This window comes from Halopseudomonas laoshanensis, from assembly GCF_008365385.1.
GTDB lineage: Bacteria > Pseudomonadota > Gammaproteobacteria > Pseudomonadales > Pseudomonadaceae > Halopseudomonas > Halopseudomonas laoshanensis.
This window is the reverse complement of record NZ_QOVF01000001.1, coordinates 1,410,335-1,431,108: the sequence shown is the minus strand read 5'-3', so window position 1 is coordinate 1,431,108 and position 20,774 is coordinate 1,410,335. Positions and strand designations below refer to the sequence as shown.

Annotated in this window: 20 protein-coding genes; 14 read left to right on the top strand and 6 right to left on the bottom strand. The window is 57.3% G+C overall.

What is annotated here, in order from left to right:
- Positions 1-5 precede the first annotated feature (5 nt).
- Both DT594_RS06560 and DT594_RS06555 read left to right on the top strand, forming a co-directional pair.
- Positions 6-1,166 (top strand): mechanosensitive ion channel family protein, encoded by a 1,161-nt coding sequence (locus DT594_RS06560; RefSeq protein WP_149331885.1) that lies wholly within the window; start codon positions 6-8, stop codon positions 1,164-1,166.
- Positions 1,163-1,906 carry an S-methyl-5'-thioinosine phosphorylase gene (locus DT594_RS06555; RefSeq protein WP_149331884.1) on the top strand — a complete coding sequence of 248 codons (744 nt, stop codon included), beginning with the start codon at positions 1,163-1,165 and terminating at the stop codon, positions 1,904-1,906. Before DT594_RS06560 ends, DT594_RS06555 begins: the two co-directional genes overlap by 4 nt.
- 11 nt (positions 1,907-1,917) lie before the next feature.
- Here DT594_RS06555 and DT594_RS06550 read toward each other — a convergent pair whose 3' ends face one another.
- Both DT594_RS06550 and mfd read right to left on the bottom strand, forming a co-directional pair.
- Entirely contained in the window at positions 1,918-2,475 is a 558-nt protein-coding gene (locus tag DT594_RS06550) for a CsiV family protein (protein ID WP_149331883.1), read from the bottom strand.
- Positions 2,472-5,957: a transcription-repair coupling factor gene (gene mfd, locus DT594_RS06545; protein WP_149331882.1), complete on the bottom strand. Its 3,486-nt coding sequence runs from the start codon at positions 5,955-5,957 to the stop codon at positions 2,472-2,474. Before mfd ends, DT594_RS06550 begins: the two co-directional genes overlap by 4 nt.
- A gap of 151 nt (positions 5,958-6,108) precedes the next feature.
- Here mfd and DT594_RS06540 point away from each other — a divergent pair, with 151 nt between their 5' ends.
- Complete coding sequence (locus DT594_RS06540) at positions 6,109-7,551, top strand: glyceraldehyde-3-phosphate dehydrogenase (protein ID WP_149331881.1); 1,443 nt, start codon at positions 6,109-6,111, stop codon at positions 7,549-7,551.
- Between the two features lie 71 nt (positions 7,552-7,622).
- Here DT594_RS06540 and DT594_RS06535 read toward each other — a convergent pair whose 3' ends face one another.
- Complete coding sequence (locus DT594_RS06535) at positions 7,623-8,183, bottom strand: chalcone isomerase family protein (protein ID WP_149331880.1); 561 nt, start codon at positions 8,181-8,183, stop codon at positions 7,623-7,625.
- Positions 8,184-8,461: 278 nt separating this feature from the next.
- Here DT594_RS06535 and DT594_RS06530 point away from each other — a divergent pair, with 278 nt between their 5' ends.
- The 9 genes from DT594_RS06530 to sthA all read left to right on the top strand — a co-directional run bounded on the left by DT594_RS06530 (position 8,462) and on the right by sthA (position 17,031).
- Positions 8,462-9,799 carry a Na(+)-translocating NADH-quinone reductase subunit A gene (locus DT594_RS06530; protein WP_149331879.1) on the top strand — a complete coding sequence of 446 codons (1,338 nt, stop codon included), beginning with the start codon at positions 8,462-8,464 and terminating at the stop codon, positions 9,797-9,799.
- Positions 9,800-9,802: 3 nt separating this feature from the next.
- Positions 9,803-11,017 (top strand): NADH:ubiquinone reductase (Na(+)-transporting) subunit B, encoded by a 1,215-nt coding sequence (locus tag DT594_RS06525; RefSeq protein ID WP_096348071.1) that lies wholly within the window; start codon positions 9,803-9,805, stop codon positions 11,015-11,017.
- Positions 11,007-11,783, top strand: coding sequence for a Na(+)-translocating NADH-quinone reductase subunit C (locus DT594_RS06520; protein WP_096348072.1), 777 nt, complete (start codon positions 11,007-11,009; stop codon positions 11,781-11,783). The genes DT594_RS06525 and DT594_RS06520 overlap by 11 nt, the downstream gene beginning before the upstream one ends.
- Positions 11,784-11,785: 2 nt before the next feature.
- Positions 11,786-12,457, top strand: coding sequence for an NADH:ubiquinone reductase (Na(+)-transporting) subunit D (locus DT594_RS06515; RefSeq protein WP_096348073.1), 672 nt, complete (start codon positions 11,786-11,788; stop codon positions 12,455-12,457).
- A gap of 6 nt (positions 12,458-12,463) precedes the next feature.
- Positions 12,464-13,072, top strand: coding sequence for an NADH:ubiquinone reductase (Na(+)-transporting) subunit E (nqrE, locus tag DT594_RS06510; RefSeq protein WP_149331975.1), 609 nt, complete (start codon positions 12,464-12,466; stop codon positions 13,070-13,072).
- A gap of 14 nt (positions 13,073-13,086) precedes the next feature.
- Positions 13,087-14,310 (top strand): NADH:ubiquinone reductase (Na(+)-transporting) subunit F, encoded by a 1,224-nt coding sequence (gene nqrF / locus DT594_RS06505; protein ID WP_149331878.1) that lies wholly within the window; start codon positions 13,087-13,089, stop codon positions 14,308-14,310.
- A gap of 91 nt (positions 14,311-14,401) precedes the next feature.
- Positions 14,402-15,334: an FAD:protein FMN transferase gene (locus DT594_RS06500; protein WP_342780280.1), complete on the top strand. Its 933-nt coding sequence runs from the start codon at positions 14,402-14,404 to the stop codon at positions 15,332-15,334.
- Positions 15,335-15,338: 4 nt separating this feature from the next.
- Positions 15,339-15,578: a (Na+)-NQR maturation NqrM gene (nqrM, locus tag DT594_RS06495; RefSeq protein WP_096348075.1), complete on the top strand. Its 240-nt coding sequence runs from the start codon at positions 15,339-15,341 to the stop codon at positions 15,576-15,578.
- Positions 15,579-15,633: 55 nt separating this feature from the next.
- The gene (sthA, locus tag DT594_RS06490) at positions 15,634-17,031 is read left to right on the top strand and encodes a Si-specific NAD(P)(+) transhydrogenase (RefSeq protein WP_149331877.1); all 1,398 of its coding nucleotides are present in this window, start codon (positions 15,634-15,636) and stop codon (positions 17,029-17,031) included.
- Between the two features lie 59 nt (positions 17,032-17,090).
- Here the strand turns inward: sthA and DT594_RS06485 are convergent, their stop codons facing one another.
- The 3 genes from DT594_RS06485 to DT594_RS06475 are packed head-to-tail and all read right to left on the bottom strand — an operon-like array spanning position 17,091 to position 18,733.
- The gene (locus DT594_RS06485) at positions 17,091-17,822 is read right to left on the bottom strand and encodes a glycerophosphodiester phosphodiesterase (protein WP_149331876.1); all 732 of its coding nucleotides are present in this window, start codon (positions 17,820-17,822) and stop codon (positions 17,091-17,093) included.
- A gap of 6 nt (positions 17,823-17,828) precedes the next feature.
- Positions 17,829-18,146, bottom strand: a complete 318-nt coding sequence (locus DT594_RS06480; RefSeq protein ID WP_246164556.1) for a phosphodiesterase — start codon at positions 18,144-18,146, stop codon at positions 17,829-17,831.
- On the bottom strand, positions 18,143-18,733 hold the full coding sequence (locus DT594_RS06475) for a PilZ domain-containing protein (protein ID WP_149331875.1): 591 nt from the start codon (positions 18,731-18,733) through the stop codon (positions 18,143-18,145). Before DT594_RS06475 ends, DT594_RS06480 begins: the two co-directional genes overlap by 4 nt.
- A 113-nt stretch (positions 18,734-18,846) precedes the next feature.
- Here DT594_RS06475 and DT594_RS06470 point away from each other — a divergent pair, with 113 nt between their 5' ends.
- Together DT594_RS06470 and lolD are read left to right on the top strand one after the other, a co-directional pair.
- Positions 18,847-20,091, top strand: a complete 1,245-nt coding sequence (locus DT594_RS06470) for a lipoprotein-releasing ABC transporter permease subunit (RefSeq protein ID WP_149331874.1) — start codon at positions 18,847-18,849, stop codon at positions 20,089-20,091.
- Positions 20,084-20,770, top strand: coding sequence for a lipoprotein-releasing ABC transporter ATP-binding protein LolD (gene lolD, locus DT594_RS06465; RefSeq protein WP_149331873.1), 687 nt, complete (start codon positions 20,084-20,086; stop codon positions 20,768-20,770). Before DT594_RS06470 ends, lolD begins: the two co-directional genes overlap by 8 nt.
- Positions 20,771-20,774: the final 4 nt, after the last annotated feature.

The window sequence follows — 20,774 nt, the reverse complement described above, 5'->3', positions numbered from 1 at the left end:
TACCAATGAGCAGCGAAATGTGGATATACCAGGTCTTCGCGATCATTTTTGCGTCGCTGATTGTGGCTTATATCGGCAAGCTGCTGCTCGATCGCCTCGAAGCTCGAGCGGAGAAAACGCGCAGCGTCTGGGATGATGCGCTGGTGATCTCGGCTCGGCGCCCGCTGTGGGTGCTGATCTGGAGTATGGGCCTGCTCTGGGCTGCGCAAATCACCGCCGCTGAGATGGATGAAGATTTCGCCAGTGCGCTGAACCGGCTTCAGGATGTGCTGTTGATCGTGCTCCTGGGTTGGTTTCTGGTGCGTCTGGCCCAGCGTGTTGAAGACCGCCTGGTTGACCCGCGTTACCGCGAAAAGCCGATGGATCAAACCACCGTCAGTGCCATCGGCAAGTTGCTACGCATTTCCATTTTCATTACCGCCGGCCTGGTTATTCTGCAGACCCTCGGCTATAGCGTATCCGGCGTACTGGCCTTTGGCGGTATTGGCGGCATCGCGGTGGGCTTTGCCGCCAAGGATTTGCTTGCCAACTTTTTCGGTGGGCTGATGGTCTATCTGGACCGTCCATTCTCTGTAGGCGAGTGGGTACGGTCGCCGGATAAGGAGATTGAAGGCACGGTCGAGCACATCGGCTGGCGGCTGACGCGGATTCGCACCTTCGACAAACGCCCGATCTATGTGCCAAACGCAATTTTCACCAGCGTTGTGCTGGAAAATCCATCACGCATGAGTCATCGACGCATTTTCGAGCATATCGGTATGCGCTACGACGACATCGCGCAGATGGAGCCGGTGGTCAAGGCGGTGCGCGAGATGCTCAAGGAGCATCCGGACATTGCTCAGGATCAGACGCAGATGGTGTATTTCGATCGCTGTGCAGCGTCGTCGGTAGACTTTTTCGTCTATTGCTTTACCAGCCCGGTATGGGCCGAATTCCATCGGGTCAAGGAAGATGTGCTATTGAAAATTCTGGCTATAGTTGATGAGCATGGGGCGCAGGTGGCCTTTCCTACGTCGACATTGCATGTTCCGGATGGGCTTTCATTACGCGCGCCTGCGCAAGCATCCGCCGGGCAGTCGGCAAAAACATTGGCAGATGGCTCACAAGAGCAAGCGACGCCGGGATCCGAGGCGGAATTCAAGCGTCAGCAGGGGAGTAACCTATGAACGCTCTGGCGATCATTGGCGGTAGCGGTTTGACCCGGTTGCCCGGTTTCCAGATCACCGGCGAGTCGAGTGCGGATACGCCCTACGGGCCCGCGTCTACACCGGTGGTAAAGGGCTTGATGTCAGGCCGTGAATTGCTGTTTCTCGCACGTCATGGCGATCCGCATCGCATTCCACCGCACCGGGTCAATTATCGAGCTAATCTCTGGGCGCTGAAACAGGCGGGCGCGGATGCGGTGCTGGCGGTCAACGCTGTGGGCGGCATCCACCCTGCCATGGGTGTCGGTCACTTTTGCGTGCCGCATCAGTTGGTGGATTACACCTGGGGCCGTTCCAGCACTTTCTTCGAGGATGATTTGCAGCAGGTCACGCACATCGATTTCACCCACCCCTATGACGAGGGCTTGCGTCAGCGTGTTATCGGGGTTCTGGCGCGGCTGGGCATGGCGCACAGCGCTTATGGCGTCTATGGCGCGACCCAGGGGCCACGCCTGGAAACGGCGGCTGAAATCAGCCTGCTGGAGCGTGATGGTTGCGATATCGTCGGCATGACCGGCATGCCTGAAGCGGCACTGGCTCGTGAACTGGATCTGGCGTACGCGAGTTTGTCTCTGGTGGTTAACCCAGCGGCAGGGAAGGGCCAGGGGTTGATCACCATGGAGGCGATCGAGCAGGTGATGCAGCAGGGTATGGCGCAGGCGCGAACGGTCATCAGTCAACTGGTGGCCGCCGGCGCCTGAAGGCACGCCGCTTAGCTGCGGCTGATACGGACCAGCATGCCCATGCTCTGGTGATCCAGATAATGGGTTTCATCCAGACGCAGACGGCGGATCTGCTTGATGCGCTCGCTGACTATCTCGCCGTTCTGGGTCTGGTTATTGATCCAGGCGGTGATGTCGACTTCCAGCAGCCGCTCCTGGCCAAGGCTGACCAGCGCCTGGACCGGATAGATCCCGCCCATTTCCTGACCCTCATGTACGGCGACTGCCAGGCTACTGTCGTCTGGTTGAGTCCAGGCCTTGTGCAGTACAACCTTGTACCCCTGTGCGCTCAACTTGCCCGCATCACTGCTGAGCGCAAGGCGGCTGCTGTCCAGACTACGCACGTCGCTGCGAGTGGTGACGGTCAGGTCGGTGGCCTGATCAGCCCACCCGTAACTGGGGGCGGTGCCGGGCGTCAGCTGGGCAGAAGGCTGGGAGAAGATCACTACTTCCACCTGGTAGGTATTCTGGCTCTGGGCTTGAGCCAGACCCATCCAGCCGCTGAGAGCGAGGATTGCCAGCAGTTGCAGTGAGCGAAGAGATGTCATGGGCGTTTTCCTTTGCCTTGGGTAGGTAATTGGGGTGTTTCCAGCCGTTCTATCAGTGCTTCAACGGTATTCAGACGCAGTTCAGCGGCACCCATGGGTGCATTGAATCGGAATAGTGTGGCGCCTTCAAGCTTGTAACGGTTGGGTTGATCCTGAATCAGTCTGACCAGTGTCATCGGATCCACACTGGTGTGTGCGGCAAATTCCACCCTGCCGTGCTCCGGCCCCACATCCACCTTGCTGATGCCCAGCGGCTCGCAGCGCAGTTTCAAAGCCGTTACCCGGAACAGGGTCTTGGCCGCATCGGGCAGCAGGCCGAAGCGGTCGATCATTTCAACTTGCAGGTCCTTCAAGGCTTCGTCATCGGCGGCATTGGCGATGCGTTTGTAGAGAATCAGCCTGCTGTGAACATCCGGCAGATAATCGTCCGGAATCAATGCTGGCAGGCGCAGGTTGATGTCCGGTCCGCCGCCCAGCGGTGTATCCAGTTCGGGTTGCTTGCCTTGTTTGATCGCCTTGATTGCGCGCTCAAGCATATCCATATACAGCGTGAAGCCAATCGCCTGGATCTGGCCGCTCTGGCCTTCGCCGAGCAGTTCGCCGGCACCGCGAATTTCCAGGTCGTGGGTGGCCAGGGTAAAGCCGGCGCCCAGGTCCTGAGCCGCGGCGATGGCTTCCAGGCGTTTTTCCGCATCGCTGGTGAGCTTCTTGCCGTGCGGCGTCAGCAGGTAGGCATAGGCCTGGTGGTGACTACGGCCGACGCGACCGCGCAACTGGTGCAGTTGGGCCAGACCGAACTTGTCGGCGCGCTCCAGAATAATGGTGTTGGCGTTGGGGACGTCGATACCGGTTTCGATAATGGTGGTGGTCACCAGCACATTGAAACGGCGGTGATAGAAATCGCCCATGACCTGTTCAAGCGCGCGTTCCGGCATCTGCCCGTGGCTAATGCCGATGCGCGCCTCAGGTACCAGTTCGGCCAGATCAGCAGCACATTTCTCGATGCTTGAGACTTCGTTGTGCAGGTAGTAGACCTGCCCACCGCGCAGCAACTCACGCAGGATCGCTTCCTTGATCACCGGCGCCTGCTGCTGCATGACAAAGGTCCGTACCGATAGGCGGCGTGCGGGTGGCGTGGCGATGATCGACAGTTCGCGCATGCCGGACATGGCCATGTTCAGCGTGCGCGGGATGGGCGTTGCGGTCAGGGTCAGTACATCGACCTCGCTACGCAGCGCTTTAAGCTGCTCCTTCTGGCGTACGCCGAAACGGTGCTCCTCGTCGATGATCATCAGCCCCAGGTCCTTGAACTGAATATCACCCTGCAGCAGCTTGTGTGTGCCGATCATAATGTCGACCTTGCCCTCGGCCAGATCTTCCGCCGCGGCCTTGATCTCCTTGGTCGATTTGAAGCGCGACATCACCTCAACCTTGACCGGCCAATCGGCAAAGCGGTCACGGAAGCTGTTATAGTGCTGCTGGGCGAGCAGGGTGGTGGGCACCAGTACCGCGACCTGCTTGCCGCCGTGCACGGCGAGGAAGGCCGCGCGCATGGCCACTTCCGTCTTGCCGAAGCCCACGTCACCGCACACCAGGCGATCCATCGGCTGGGGTTTGACCATATCTTCGACCACGGCCTGGATCGCCGCTTCCTGATCGGCGGTTTCCTCGAACGGGAAGGCCTCGGAAAACAGTTGGTAGTCGCGTTCGGGGGCGCTGAAGCTGAAACCTTTGCGGGCGCCGCGGCGGGCATAGACATCCAGCAGCTCGGCGGCGACGTCCCGGACTTTTTCCGCGGCCTTGCGCTTGGCTTTCTGCCATTGCTCGGAGCCGAGACGATGCAGCGGTGCGCTGTCGTCTTCGCCGCCGGTGTAGCGGGCGATCAGATGCAGGTTGGATACCGGCACATAGAGCTTGGCGTCGTCTGCGTAGGCCAGGGTGAGAAACTCGGCCTGCTGGTCTTCGACGGTCAGATTGACCAGGCCAAGGAAGCGGCCGACGCCGTGGTCGATATGTACGACCGGTGCGCCCTCGCGCAGTTCGGTGAGGTTGCGGATGACCGCATCGCCCAGATCAGTCGCTTTTCCGCGCCGCCGACGTTGCATCACCCGCTGACCGAACAACTGGTTTTCGGTGATCAGTGCCACCGGCGGATGACCACAGAGCATGCTCTGGTCGATTCCGGCAATGATGACCCCGATGGCGGCCTTGCCGGCAACAAACTCGGGCCAGCTTTCGAAGGTGTCGGGCTTAATCTCGATACGCGCCAACAGCTCCAGCAGCGCTTCGCGGCGGCCGGCACTTTCGACCACGAAGAGCACTTTGCCTTCAAAACCTTTGATAAAGGTCTGGAGCGCGGTCAGCGGTTGATCAAGCCGGTTGTCGATGGCCAGTTCCGGGCTCGCCTGACCATTGAAATTGGTCGTGCCCGCCTTGGCCGGCAGCGCCTCTTGATGGCAGATAATGCGCGGGAAGCGCTTGATCTGCGCAAAGCAGTCTTCGACGCTGAGAAACAGGCTGGCGGGGGCGAGCAGTGGCCGCGTCTTGTCGACGCGCTGCTCTTCATAACGGTGGCGTACATCCTGCCAGAAGTGCTCGGCGCTGCCCTCGATATCCGGCAGGCTGAACAGCAGGGTGTTGTCCGGCAGGTAATCAAACAGGCTGCTCAGCTCGTCAAAAAACAGCGGCAGGTAATATTCGATGCCGGGCGGCACCATGCCTTCGCTCAGGTCCTGATAGACCGGGCAACGGCGGTAATCGACGTCGAAGTGTTCACGAAAGCGCGCGCGGAAACCGGTCAGCGCCGATTTATCCAGCGGGAATTCCTTGGCCGGCAGCAGTTGGATGCTGTCGACCTTGTCGACCGAGCGCTGAGTGTCCGGATCAAAGGTACGCAGGGTTTCGATTTCGTCATCAAACAGGTCGATACGGATCGGTTCCGGGCTGCCCATCGGAAACAGGTCCAGCAGCGCGCCGCGTACCGCATAGTCGCCGTGCTCGTAAACGGTATCCACGCAGCGATAACCGGCCGCATCCAGATTCAGGCGCATGCGCTCGATGTCGAGCTTCTGGCCAAGTTCCAGCATCAGTACCGAACCGCCCAGAAAGCTGCGTGGCGCAATCCGATGCAGCAGGGTGGTCATCGGCACTACGAGAATGCCCTGGGTTACCTGTGGCAGCAGATGCAGGCTTTTCAGGCGCTGAGAGATGATGTCCTGGTGCGGTGAAAAGCGATCGTAGGGCAGGGTTTCCCAGTCGGGGAAGCTCAGTACCGGCAGAGCCGGGGCGAAAAACCGCAGCTCCTGCTCAAGTTGATCTGCAGAGGCGGTGTCGCGGGTAATCACCAGGCTCAGGCCAGCATGCTCGGCGGCGGCCTCGGCAATCGCCAGGGCCCGCGCGGCACCGGCCAGATTGCCCCAGGTGCTTCTAGCCTGGTCGCGGGCGACCGGGGGCACGGAAAGAAGGCGCGTATTTGCGGGCATGGAACGGGGGTCCTTCTGCAAAAAGCCGATAGTGTACCCCTGTCTGCCGGACTGTGCCGCAGTCATGTGGTTTTCGCGCAGTGATTGCCTCTGCGGCCCAACGGCCGCATAATATTGGCCCTTTTGATCCCAAGACCTGGAAGGAACAGCCGTGACCCAAGACCAATATGAGCAATGTCTGGAAAACTGGACGGATCGTGAATCAACCGCCGAGGCGATGATTCCGCTGATCGGGCGTCTGTACCGTGAGCATAATGTCGTGACCTCCATTTACGGTCGGGGTCTGGTCAATCGTTCGGTCATCAGTATTTTGAAGTCGCACCGTTTTGCGCGGCAGATTGATGACACCGAATTGTCTGTACATGACACTTTCCCGCTGATCAACGCCTTGCTTGAACTGAACCTGGGGCCGGCCTCTATTGATCTGGCCCGTCTGGTCGACAAGTTCCGCAAGTCTGACGGCGATGATCTGGATGCGTTCCTGCGCGAAGAACTGGCCAGCGTGATTGGTCACAAGGGCGAGCGCCGCCAGGGCCGCGATGTCGTGCTCTACGGTTTTGGTCGGATTGGCCGTTTGCTGGCCCGCATCATGGTCGAGAAGGCCGGCGCCGGTGATGGCCTGCGTCTGCGCGCCATAGTCGTGCGCAAGGGTGCCAGCAACGATCTGTCCAAGCGTGCCAGCCTGCTGCGTCGTGATTCGGTGCATGGCTCCTTCCAGGGCACCATCAAGATCGACGAAGAGAACAATACCCTGACCGCCAATGGCACCGTCATCCAGGTGATCTACGCCAGCGACCCGACCAGCGTCGATTACACCCAATACGGCATCAAGGACGCATTGATCGTCGACAACACCGGTGTATGGCGCGATGCCGAAGGCCTGTCCCAGCATCTGAAGTGCCCCGGCGCTTCCCAAGTGGTGCTGACCGCGCCAGGCAAGGGTGATATCAAGAATATCGTGCACGGCATCAATCACGCGGCGATCACGCCCGAAGACAAGATCGTTTCGGCTGCCTCCTGTACTACCAATGCGATCGTGCCGGTGCTCAAGGCGATCAATGACAAATACGGGATCGCCAACGGTCACGTTGAGACTGTTCACTCCTACACCAACGACCAGAACCTGATCGATAACTTCCACAAGGGCAATCGTCGTGGCCGTAGCGCCGCCCTGAACATGGTTATCACCGAAACAGGTGCGGCCAAGGCTGTGGCCAAGGCTTTGCCGGAGCTGGAAGGCAAGCTCAGCGGTAACGCGATTCGCGTACCTACGCCAAACGTATCCATGGCGATTCTGAACCTGAATTTGAATGCCGCCACCAACCGTGATGAGGTTAACGAGTACCTGCGCTATATGGCGCTGCACTCTGATCTGCACAAGCAGATCGACTTTACCAACTCGCTGGAAGTGGTTTCCACTGACTTCGTTGGCTCGCGCCACGCCGGTGTGGTCGATGCTGAGGCAACTATCTGCAACGACACTCGGCTGATCCTGTACGTGTGGTACGACAACGAGTTCGGTTACAGCTGCCAGGTGGTGCGTATCCTCGAAGATATGGCCCACGTCAATCCTCCGGCTTTTCCGGAGTTTTGACCAGGCAATAAAAAAGGCGCTTCGGCGCCTTTTTTTGTGTCTGACATTTGAGTGCAGGGCAGGCGAGTGGCTTAGCGCTCGGCAAGTAGACGCTTGCGCAATTTGTCTGACAGGCCGTTATCCTTCAGCCATATACCGACGTAAGCACGCGCCAGCTGCGCATCGTCCGACTGAAATATCTCTTTACCGTTATATTTCAGACTCAGCGCCTGATTGCGGTCGAGTGTCAGGCTGTAGCGGTCCTGCGGCTGAATATCGGTAAAGGTCGCATGCAGCTTGTCGATGCCCGGCCGCAAGCTGTCCAGTCGGGCCTGATCATATTGGCGTTCCAGTGCTACCCATGCCGCCTTGATTACGTCACTGCGGTCTATTTCGCGATAATAGAAAAGCTCCAGATGCAGCGGCCGAGGCGATTCGGCGATATCAGCCAATGGCTCGTCGGCGGGCGCGAGCAAAGCGGCGCTGTAGACGTCCACAAACAGGTAGTTCAGCACGCTGGCGTTACGCAGCACCAGTTGCTCGCCGTCGACCGTTAGCTGGTCGGGGAAGTTGGCCTGCTCCAGTCGTTTCTCGTCTGCATTGCCGATAAGCGGGAGGGCGCACAACAGGGTAATGATAGCGACTCTCAACATGACCTTCACCATTGCTTGAAAAGCCTATTACCGCTGCTTCGCGGCGCCGGGTCAATTGACCGTGGCGGCCAATGTGTAACAGCAAAAAACCTGAAAAAACCAAGTGCTTGAGTAGCATTGGCAGGCCATGGTCTTTATACTTAGCGGGATTTTTGATGAGGGTTTGTGGCCCTTTCCCAACGTTTCCGCGTCTGTTGCCCAGAGCTGTTTCTTGGGATTTCCGTTTGCCGGATGCCGGCTCGCCCTTGACGATTCCAACCAGTGATTAGGCTATACGTATGATAAAAATCAAACGGGGCTTGGATCTGCCAATCACCGGCTCCCCCGAGCAGACGATCGAAGATGCACGCCCCGCGCGTAGCGTTGCAATTGTCGGCTTCGACTACCATGGTATGAAACCGACCATGGAAGTGCAGGAGGGGGACCGGGTCAAACTTGGCCAGATCCTGTTCAGCGACAAAAAAACACCTGGCGTGATTTATACCGCCCCGGCGGCTGGCGTAGTCAGTGCGGTCAATCGTGGTGAAAAGCGCGTTCTGCAATCAGTGGTTATTGATGTGGATGGTGACGAGTTTGTCAGCTTCGACAGCCATGACGCCGCTTCTCTAGGATCTCTGGAGCCGCAAAAGGTTCGCGAGCAGTTGATTCAGTCCGGGCTCTGGACTGCGTTGCGGACTCGTCCTTATAGCAAGACACCAGCGGTAGACAGCGAGCCGCATTCGATCTTTGTTACTGCCATCGATACCAATCCTCTGGCTGCGGATCCGGCCGTCGTGCTCAAGGAGTACGCGGCTGAGTTCGAGAATGGTCTGAAGGTGTTGGCGCGGTTGGGCAACATCTGGTTGTGCAAGGCTGACGGCGTCAGCATTCCTGGCGAAAACCTGGATGGCGTGCGCAGCGAGAGCTTCGCTGGTCCGCATCCTGCTGGTTTGCCAGGCACGCACATCCATTTGCTCGACCCGGTCAATGAAACCAAGACGGTCTGGCAAATCAACTATCAGGACGTGGTAGCGATCGGCAAGCTGTTTACCGATGGCAAGCTGTGGACTGAACGTGTTGTCGCTCTGGGTGGCCCGCAGGTTGAACGGCCCCGGCTGTTGAAAACCCGACTGGGTGCGAACCTGGACGAGCTGACCGCAGGCGAACTTAAGCAGGGCACCAATCGCGTCATTTCCGGTTCGGTATTTGGTGGTCGTAACGCTCAGGGCCCGGTCGGCTATCTGGGTCGCTTCCATTCGCAGATTTCTGTACTGGCTGAAGGTAGCGAGCGGCAAATGCTGCACTACCTGCGCGCCGGTGTAGACAAGCATTCTGTACTGAACATATTTGTCTCCAAGCTCAAATCGAGCAAGTTGTTCAACTTCACTACAACAACCAATGGCAGCCCGCGGGCAATGGTTCCCCTGGGGAACTACGAGATGGTCATGCCGCTGGATATTTTGCCCACGCAACTCTTGCGCTACCTGATCGTTGGCGACACCGAGATGGCCCAGAAACTGGGTTGTCTGGAGCTGGACGAAGAAGATCTGGCTTTGTGCAGCTACGTGTGTGCCGGCAAATACGAGTATGGCCCGATTCTGCGCGATAACCTCGCCCGAATCGAGAAGGAGGGTTAAGCCATGGGTTTGCGTACATTTTTGGACAAGATCGAACATAACTTCGAGAAGGGCGGCAAGCACGAAAAGTTCTACGCCCTGTACGAAGCGGTCGATACTTTCTTCTACCGTCCAGGCAGCGTGACCAGAACCACCGCACACGTGCGCGATGGTCTCGACCTGAAGCGGATGATGATCACTGTGTGGCTGTGTACCTTCCCGGTGATTTTTTACGGGATGTACAACATCGGCTTCCAGGCTAACAGCATCTATGCTGCCAACCCTGAGCTGCTGGATGCCCAGGAAAGCTGGCGCATTGGTCTGATCGCGATGTTTGCCGGGTTTGATGCAGGGAGCCTGTGGGACAACTTTGTCCACGGCGCTGCCTACTTCCTGCCGGTCTATGCGGTGACCTTTATTGTGGGTGGTTTCTGGGAAGTGCTGTTCGCTTCCATCCGTAAGCACGAAGTCAACGAAGGCTTCTTTGTTACTTCGATCCTGTTTGCGCTGATTCTGCCGCCGGATATCCCCTTGTGGCAGGTAGCCCTGGGTATCAGCTTCGGTATCGTGATCGGCAAGGAAGTGTTTGGTGGTACCGGCAAGAACTTCCTTAATCCGGCGCTGACCGGTCGTGCTTTCCTGTTCTTTGCTTACCCAGCGGAGATTTCGGGTGATGCGGTCTGGACTGCAGTTGACGGTTATGCCGGCGCTACGGCTCTGAGCCTGGCGGCTTCCGGTGGCGTCGATGCGATCATCAATGGCGGCATTACCTGGATGGATGCCTTCATCGGCAATATCCACGGTTCCATGGGTGAAGTCTCTACCCTGGCGATTTTCCTAGGTGGCGCAGTATTGCTGACTACCAAGATTGCCAACTGGCGCATCGTCGCCGGTGTCATGCTTGGCATGATTGCGATGAGCCTGCTGTTCAACGCCATTGGGTCGGACACCAATCCTATGTTCGCCATGCCGTGGTACTGGCACATGGTGGTCGGTGGTTTTGCGTTCGGCATGATCTATATGGCTACCGATCCGGTATCAGCGTCGATGACCAACCAGGGCAAGTGGATATTCGGGGCGCTGATCGGTGTGATGGTACTGCTGATTCGCGTGGTCAACCCGGCGTTCCCAGAGGGCATGATGCTGGCTATTCTGTTCGCCAACCTCTTTGCTCCCCTGATCGACCATTTTGTCGTCCAGGCCAACATAAAGCGGAGGCTCGCACGTCATGTCCAGTAAAAAAGAAACAGTCAGCCGCACGATTATCGTTGCGCTGCTGGTCTGCCTGGTGTGCTCGGTGGTGGTATCCGCTGCCGCTGTCGCGCTCAAGCCGGTGCAGATCACCAACCAACTGCTCGACAAGAAACGCAACATTCTGTCCATCGCTGGTTTGCTGGAAGAAGGTGGCGATGTAGAAGCCCAGTTCGAGCAGGTAACTGCACGTCTGGTTGATCTGCGGACCGGTGAGTTCAGTGACGAAATGGACCCGCTGACCTATGACCAGCAACAGGCGGCGAAGAATCCGGAGATGTCGAAACGCCTGGAGCCTTCGGAAGATATCGCCAGCATCCGCCGTCGTGAAGATTTCGCCACTGTCTATATGGTCGAAAATGAAGGCGGGATTGAAACCATGATCCTGCCAATTCATGGCTATGGCTTGTGGTCTACCTTGTACGGCTTTATCGCGCTGGAAGGTGACCTGAAGACTGTAGTCGGTCTGGGCTTCTATCAGCATGCTGAGACCCCCGGTCTGGGCGGTGAAGTGGATAACCCCAACTGGCGTCAGCAGTGGTCTGGCAAAGTCGTTTATGACGACGATGGCGAAGTCGCCGTGACTGTCGTCAAAGGCAGCGTGGACAGCAGCAACCCCGACGCAGAACACCAGGTTGACGGGTTGGCCGGTGCGACGCTGACCAGCCGTGGTGTGCAGGCGCTGGTGCGTTTCTGGCTAGGTGAGAATGGCTTTGGTCCATTCCTCGAGAACATTGATGCAGGGGAGGCTTAATCATGGCTAAAGCAAGCGCCAAGCAGGTGCTGTTCGATCCTATCTTCAGTAACAACCCGATCGCTTTGCAGATTCTGGGTATCTGTTCTGCATTGGCAGTGACCACCAGCCTGAATGTCACCATGGTGATGTGTCTGGCACTGACCTCGGTAACGGCACTGTCGAACCTCTTCATTTCGGTGATTCGCAATCAGATCCCCAGTTCGATCCGTATGATCGTACAAATGGTGATCATTGCCTCGCTGGTAATCGTGGTTGACCAGGTGCTCAAGGCTTATGCCTATGACATCAGCAAGCAGCTGTCTGTATTCGTTGGCTTGATCATTACCAACTGTATCGTGATGGGTCGTGCCGAGGCCTTTGCCATGCAGAACCCGCCGCATATGAGCTTCCTGGATGGCATCGGTAACGGTCTGGGTTACAGCTTCATCCTGATCGTCGTAGCTACCGTTCGTGAGTTGCTCGGTGCCGGTAAGCTGTTTGGTATCGAGATTCTGCCGGTAGTGAATGAAGGTGGCTGGTATCAACCCAATGGTCTGTTGTTACTGCCGCCCTCGGCGTTCTTCATTATCGGTCTGATCATCTGGGGCCTGCGCTCCTGGAAAACCGAGCAGGTTGAAGAGCCCGATTTCAAGATGGCTCCGCAAAGCCGCGCATTGAAGGAGGCTATGTAAGCCATGATTGAACATTACATCAGCCTGCTGGTTCGGGCTATTTTCGTTGAAAACATGGCATTGGCCTTCTTCCTGGGCATGTGTACCTTTATCGCCATTTCGAAAAAGGTACAGACGGCTATCGGTCTGGGTATTGCTGTAATCGTGGTGCTGACCATCACGGTGCCGGCGAACAACCTGATCTATACCTACCTGCTCAAGGACGGTGCTTTGGCCTGGGCTGGCTTACCCAATGTCGATCTGAGCTTCCTCGGTCTGCTCAGCTATATCGGTGTGATTGCCGCTATCGTGCAGATCATGGAGATGCTGCTCGACAAGTTCGTGCCGGCACTTTACAACGCTCTGGGTGTGTTTCTGCCGCTGATCACTGTGAACTGCGCCATCATGGGCGCGGCCTTGTTCATGGTCGAGCGCGATTACAACCTGGGTGAAAGTGTGGCTTACGGGTTTGGCGCCGGTACTGGCTGGGCACTGGCTATCGTTGCCCTGGCGGGTATCCGCGAGAAGCTCAAATACAGTGATGTTCCAGATGGCTTGCGCGGTCTGGGTATCACGTTCATCACCGTGGGTCTGATGTCCCTCGGTTTCATGTCGTTCTCCGGCGTGCAACTGTAAAGGAGCTTTCTCAGATGAACATGGAAATTTATTTGGGCGTAGGCATGTTTACCGCGATCGTTCTGACGCTGGTATCCGTGATCCTGATCGCTCGTGCAAAGCTCGTCAGCAGTGGCGATGTAGCTATCGAAATCAATGGTGAGCGCACCGTTAACGTGGCTGCCGGCAGTAAACTGCTGAATACGCTGTCTGCCAACGGTATCTTCCTGTCTTCCGCCTGCGGTGGCGGCGGTACCTGCGCGCAGTGCAAGTGCATCGTCGAAGAGGGCGGCGGTGAAATGCTGCCCACCGAGGAGAGTCACTTCACCAAGCGTGAAGCGAAGGAAGGCTGGCGCCTGTCTTGCCAGGTTCCGGTCAAGCAGGATATGAAAATCGAAGTGCCGGAAGAAGTGTTCGGTGTGAAGAAGTGGGAATGCACCGTAGAGGCCAACCCCAACGTCGCAACCTTTATCAAGGAGCTGACGCTGAAGTTGCCGGAAGGCGAGAACGTCGATTTCCGCGCTGGTGGTTATGTGCAGTTGGAATGCCCACCGCATACCGTGAACTACAAGGATTTCGACATTCAGCCGGAATTCCGCGGTGACTGGGACAAGTTCGACATGTGGCGCTTTGTCTCCAAGGTCGACGAGACCGTGATTCGTGCCTACTCCATGGCGAACTATCCGGAAGAGCGCGGCGTGGTCAAGTTCAACCTGCGTGTGGCTTCACCGCCACCAGGCCGTGACGACCTGCCACCGGGCAAGATGTCCTCCTGGTGTTTTGCGCTGAAGCCCGGTGACAAGGTGACGGTGTACGGTCCCTTTGGTGAGTTCTTTGCCAAGGATACCGATGCCGAGATGGTGTTCGTCGGCGGCGGTGCCGGTATGGCGCCGATGCGCTCGCACATCTTCGACCAGTTGGGCCGGATCAAGACCAAGCGCAAGATCAGTTTCTGGTACGGTGCTCGCTCGCTGCGTGAAGCCTTCTATGTCGAAGAGTTCGACAAGCTGGCGGAAGAGAACGAGAACTTCGAGTGGCATCTGGCGCTGTCCGATCCGCTGCCTGAAGACAACTGGGAAGGCCCAACAGGCTTTATCCACAATGTTCTGATGGAGAACTACCTCAAGGATCATCCTGCGCCAGAGGATTGCGAGTACTACATGTGTGGGCCGCCGATGATGAATGCCTCGGTGATCAAGATGCTGCAGGACATGGGTGTAGAGCCAGAAAATATCATGCTTGATGATTTTGGCGGCTAGCGTGTTTTTGCGTATCGTCCAGCCCGTTATCGCTGTTGCCTTGGCAGCAGCCCTAACGGGCTGTTTCAATTCTATGGAGTCGGTTTCGGAAGTGACCGGTTCCACTATGGGCAGTACCTACTCGATCAAGTGGGTGAGTGCCGAAGGCACGCCGGCAACAGAGACCTTGCACGAAGAAATCGAAACCTTGCTCAGCGATTTTGACAGCGAGGTATCGACCTGGCGCGATGACTCTGATCTGGCACAGTTCAATGCCATGCCCGCTGACAGCTGCAGAGAGATGCCAGCATCGGTGCTGGAGTTGGTCGGCCTGGGGCATATACTGGCTGAAGAGAGCACGGGTGACTTTGACCTGACGCTCGGGCCGCTGCTCGAGCTCTGGGGTTTTCATGGCGGTGATGGTGGGCAGGTTGTTCCTGATGCCGAGGAATTGCAGGCGGTTTTGCTGACAGTCGGGCAACAGAATTTACGCGTTGAGGGCAAGCAGTTGTGCAAGTCTGCCAACGTGCAGGTCGATGTCAGCGCCATTGCAGCAGGGTATATGGTCGATAAGGTGGTTGATCATCTGCTGGCACGTGGTATCAATAGCTATATGGTGGAAATTACCGGCGAGCTGAAGGCTGCCGGCATGAAACCTGGACAGACACACTGGAAAATTGCCATTGAAGAGCCGCGGGATGACGAACGGATGGCGCATCTGATCGTCAAGCTGGACGGCCAGGCGGTATCCACTTCAGGCGATTACCGGAATTATTTCGAATATGAGGGCAAGCGTTATTCGCATACCTTCGATCCGCGCAGCGGCAGGCCGGTGATGCATGAGCTGGCGGCGGTGACGGTTTTGCACAACTCGGCGGCCAAAGCCGATGGGTTGTCGACAGTTTTGTTGGTTAAAGGCCCGGAAAAGGGTTGGGAGTTCGCACTGGAACATGACGTAGCCGCGCTGTTTGTGCTGCGCGACGGTACGCAGTTTGTGTCCAGGCCCACTCCCTCATTCACAGCTCTGACGCAGAGCGAGGAGTAGAGTCATGGTTTGGGTTCTGGCATTTTCATTGATGGTGCTGGTGGTTGTCGGCATGTCGGTTGGGGTCATGATGGGCCGTAAACCTATCGCAGGCTCCTGTGGCGGTATCGGCGCTACAGGTGTGGAGAAGTCCTGCGGTATCTGCGGCGGTGACGTCACCAAGTGCGAGGAAGCCAGCACCAATGCTGGTGTGGAGCCGCGCAAGGCTAAAGATCTGAGCTACGACGCGACCAAGGTCGACTAGCTGTAATCGGGTGCCTGTGACAGTATCCCGTCGAAATTTATAAGGAAATCGCTGAATGGCTGTATATAACTATGATGTTGTGGTGCTGGGCTCTGGTCCGGCGGGTGAGGGCGCTGCAATGAACGCGGCGAAGCATGGCCGCAAGGTCGCCGTGGTGGAAGAACGGACCATGGTTGGCGGTAATTGCACTCACCTGGGGACCATTCCCTCCAAGGCATTGCGTTATTCGGTCAAGCAGATCATCCACTTCAACACCAACAAGATGTTCCGCTCAATCGGTGAGCCGCGCTGGTTTTCCTTTCCGGACGTGTTGAAAAGCGCCGAAAAGGTCATGGGCAAGCAGGTTTCGTCGCGTACCAGCTATTACGCGCGCAACCGGGTCGACGTATTTTTTGGCAAGGGTAGTTTTGCCGATGAAAATACTATCGAGCTGGTCAATCAGTCCGGTGTGGTTGAAAAGCTGATAGCCAAGGAAATCATCATTGCTACCGGGTCGCGGCCCTACCGCCCAGCCGATGTGAACTTCAGCCACCCGCGCATTTATGACAGCGACACCATTCTCAAACTCAATCACACCCCGCGCACATTGATCATCTATGGTGCGGGTGTTATCGGCTGCGAATATGCGTCGATTTTCTGTGGGCTTGGGGTCAAGGTGGATCTGATCGATAACCGCGATCGTCTGCTGAGCTTTCTTGATAACGAGATTTCCGATGCCCTGAGCTATCACCTGCGCAACAACAGCGTGTTGATTCGGCATAACGAGGAATACGAAAGTATCGAGGGGCTGGACAAGCACGGTGTGGTGCTCAACCTCAAATCCGGCAAAAAGCTCAAGGCTGACGCGTTGCTCTGGTGTAACGGTCGTTCGGGTAATACTGACGGCATGGGTCTGGAGAATGTCGGTCTGCGCCCTAATGGCCGCGGCCAGTTGGACGTCGATGAGAACTACCGCACCCAGGTAGCGAATATTTATGCGGTGGGTGATGTCATTGGCTGGCCCAGTCTGGCCAGCGCGGCTTTTGACCAGGGGCGTTCAGCCGCCGGCAATATCGTCAGCAACGATGCCTGGCGCTTTGTGGATGATGTGCCTACCGGTATCTATACCATTCCGGAAATCAGCTCGCTGGGTAAAACCGAGCGGGAATTGACCGACGCTCATGTGCCTTATGAAATCGGCCAGGCGTTTTTCAAAAGCATGGCGCGGGCGCAGATTACCGATGAGCCGGTAGGCATGCTGAAAATTCTGTTTCACCGTGAGAGCCTGCAGGTATTAGGGATTCACTGTTTCGGTGACCAGGCATCGGAGATTGTGCACATTGGTCAGGCAATCATGAACCAGAAAGGGGAGGCGAATACCATCAAGTACTTCGTCAACACCACTTTCAACTACCCGACCATGGCGGAGGCTTATCGTGTGGCCGCGCTGGATGGTTTGAACCGCTTGTTCTAAGTGTTGGTAGCCCGTGCGACCTGAAGCCCTGCGATGCAGGGCTTTTTAATAGCTACAGATCAACCTCTCGAGTCGGCCAGGGTATCCACCGCCAGGTGCGGAAAGTCAGTGATGATGCTGTCTACGCCCATATCGACCAGGCGTTGCATCAGTGCCGGCTCGTTTACGGTCCAGACCGACACGTGCAGGCCTTGAGCCTTGGCGCTGGCCACACGCTGGGCCGAGCAGAGCTTCCAGTTCAGAATCAGATAGTCGCAGCCGTAGCGCTTGCAGCTTTTTATCCAGTCGATCAAACCATACTCTTCCACCAGGCCGGTAGGCAGGCTGAAACCGCTGTCGCGTGCGGTTTTCAGTAGCGTGCGACTGCTGGAGGTCAAAACCACTTTGTCCTGCAGGCCGAAGCGCTCGACCAGTTTGGTGACCGCGTCCAGCACGATGCGCGACTGCCCGGCAGAGCCGCTTTTGACCTCAAGCTGATAATGCTCGAATTCCGGACAGGCTGTGAACAACTGCTCCAGGCTGGGAATAGGGCAGAGCTCTGGCCAATCGGGCCCGCCACGCCGTGCATCAATGCGCATCAGGTCGGCCGCGCTATGGTGCGCTACCTTGCCACCAAGGCCGGTGGTTCTGCGCAGAGTCGGGTCGTGGATCACCATCAACTGCCGGTCGGAGGACAGGTGCAGATCGAGCTCGACACGCTTTACACCGGCATCCAGAGCCCGGCGAAAACTGGGCAGGGTATTTTCCGGGGCTTCACCCCGGGCGCCGCGATGGCCGTAAATCAGCGTCATGGGCAATCAGTTACCCTGTTGACGGTGCTGGCGAACGCTGTGTATGACTTTGCCATGTTCGAAGTAAACACTGAAATCCGCATAATCCCAACGGCTGATTGGCGGATCCCCTACGGCGCCATGGCGGCGGGATGGTTCGCCGTGGCGTTGAGTTACGCTGGTGGTAGTCATGCCGCGCTGGGGTAGTGTGACTGCGGCTTGCCCGGCCTGCTGGCCCAACGGAATAACCAGCGTGTCTGCCTGTGCAGGCAGGGTGGTCAGTATCAGACCGCCTGCCAGTGCAGTTGAAGAGGCGAGTGAGGCAATGGTCCGCAGTACTGTCATGTCGGCATCCTTTCTGATGTTTTGGCGGCACGGATTTCCTGTGCCTGTTTTTGCAGAATATGGCGGGCCAGCAACTGGCGTTGCGCGTCGCTGAGATTGTCGAAGCTGACGCCGAGAGCCCACTGGCCGGGCTCCTCTCTGTTGTCGCAATGCGTTACCCGAGCGGGCAGTACCAGCCCCAGTGGCGAGGGCATCAACACCATGCGTAACATCAGCCAGGAACCAATCGGGTAAGGCTGGGCAGAGCGGAAAGACATGCCGCCTTCGCTCAGCGTGACCTCCTGCGGTTCGCTCAAGTTGCCAGCCAGTTGCATGGCCAGCGCCTTGCCGACCAGGTCGACGCGCTTGTTGATTATCTTCAGATACTGGGCGAGCGCTCGATCGCGTTCGGCGATTTGCCTGAGCAGATGTTGGGATTCGTAGTCGAGCATATGCAGATCACTGAGCAGACTGAATAGCGGTGATTCATCATCTGCAACGACATTCTCGAGGTCTGGCCCGTCGATCGGTTTGACCTCCAGCGCCAGTTGGTCGCGGATACGAAAAAAATCCCGTTTGTCTTCCGTGTCGCCATCATCTGTTTGCATGAGATTACTCGTATATGCCGGTCTGAAGCGCTGAACAATCGTCTGGAATCAGTGTACCATGCAGTCCGAACCGCCACTCAACCGGGCATTGCCCATCAGGTAATCGGTATTCCATGTTCAGACCTTTGCCCTTTTTTATTGGCTTGCGTTATACGCGGGCCAAACGTCGCAATCACTTCATTTCATTTATATCACTGATCTCCATGCTTGGCCTCACTCTGGGCGTCATGGTCATGATTCTGGTGTTGTCAGTCATGAATGGGTTTGACCGCGAGTTGCGTACCCGGATTCTCGGTATGGTGCCGCATGCAACCATCAGTTCCGAGCAGCCCATGGACGATTGGCAAACGCTGGCGACCCGGCTGGAGGAGCATCCGCAGGTGGTCGCGGCCGCGCCCTTTATTCAGTTGCAGGGCATGCTGACGCATAACGGCAGCGTTGCCCCAGTTCTCGTCAGCGGCGTGATACCGGAGGCCGAGAAGCACGTATCGATCATTGAGCAACACATGACTCAAGGTGCCCTGAGCGATCTACAGGACGGTGAGTTCGGTATCATTATCGGCGAATTGATTGCCAAGCGATTTGGCGTTCAAGTCGGTGACAAGCTGACCTTTGTGCTGCCTGAAGCCTCGGTCACGCCTGCCGGGGTGTTTCCCCGGCTGAAACGCTTCACCGTTGCTGGCGTGTTCAAGGTCGGGGCTGAGCTCGACAGCTCGCTGGCAATGATCCACGCCGGTGATGCCGCTCGACTGTCGCGCTGGCAGCCGGGCCAGATGCAGGGTTTGCGCGTCAAGCTGGACGATCTGTTCCAGGCGCCGAAAGTCGCCTGGGATCTGGCGTTGACGCTGCCGGGCAATTATTACGCTCAGGATTGGACGCGCACCCATGGCAACCTGTTTGCCGCCATCCGGATGGAAAAGACCATGATTGGCTTGTTGCTGCTGCTGATCGTGGCTGTGGCTGCGTTCAATATCATTTCCACGCTGGTAATGGTGGTCACCGACAAGAAAGCTGATATCGCCATTTTGCGCACGCTGGGCGCATCGCCGGGCACCATCATGGGCATCTTCATGGTTCAGGGCTCGGTGATCGGCGTGATAGGTACCCTGGCCGGTGGCGTGCTCGGCGTGCTGGCAGCATGGAATGTGTCGGCTATGGTTGCTGGGCTGGAAAGCTTGTTCGGTATTCAGTTTCTCAGTTCCGATGTGTATTTCATCAGCTACCTTCCTTCGCAGCTGATCTGGAGCGATGTCGCTCTGATCTGCCTGACCGCGTTGGGAATGAGCTTTGCAGCGACTCTTTATCCCGCCTGGCGGGCATCGCGAACCGAGCCGGCGGAGGCTTTGCGTTATGACTGAAGTGGTGCTGGAATGTCGCCAGCTGAGTATGGAATATGCGATAGGTCCACAGCGCCTGCGGGTGCTGGACTCGATCAATTTTCATCTGCTTGCCGGTGAGCGGATCGCGATTGTCGGCAGTTCGGGCTCGGGCAAGACCACCCTGCTTAATTTGCTCGGGGGGCTGGATACGCCGACTGAGGGTGAAGTCTGGCTGGCCGGGCGTCAGATGTCCGCACTCAAGGAGTCCGAGCGGGGCGAGTTGAGAAACAGCGGGCTGGGCTTCGTCTACCAGTTTCACCATCTGCTGGCAGAATTCACTGCGCTGGAAAACGTGTGCATGCCCCTGCTGATCGGCAGGATGCCGATTGCTCAGGCGCGTGAGCGTGGTGTGGAGATGCTGCGTCGCGTCGGGTTGACCGAGCGTGCCGGGCACAAGCCCGCAGAGCTTTCCGGCGGTGAGCGGCAACGGGTGGCTATTGCCCGTGCGCTGATCAATCAGCCAGCCTGTGTCTTGCTCGATGAGCCGACCGGTAACCTGGATCAGACTACTGCCAAAAGCATCCAGCAACTGATGCTGGAGCTAAGCCAGAGCCTGAATACCGCCTTTATGGTAGTGACTCACGATCTGGTCCTGGCATCGCAGATGGATCGCGTGCTAACCCTGCAACAAGGCCATCTCGCCGCCTTGGAACACTGAGCTT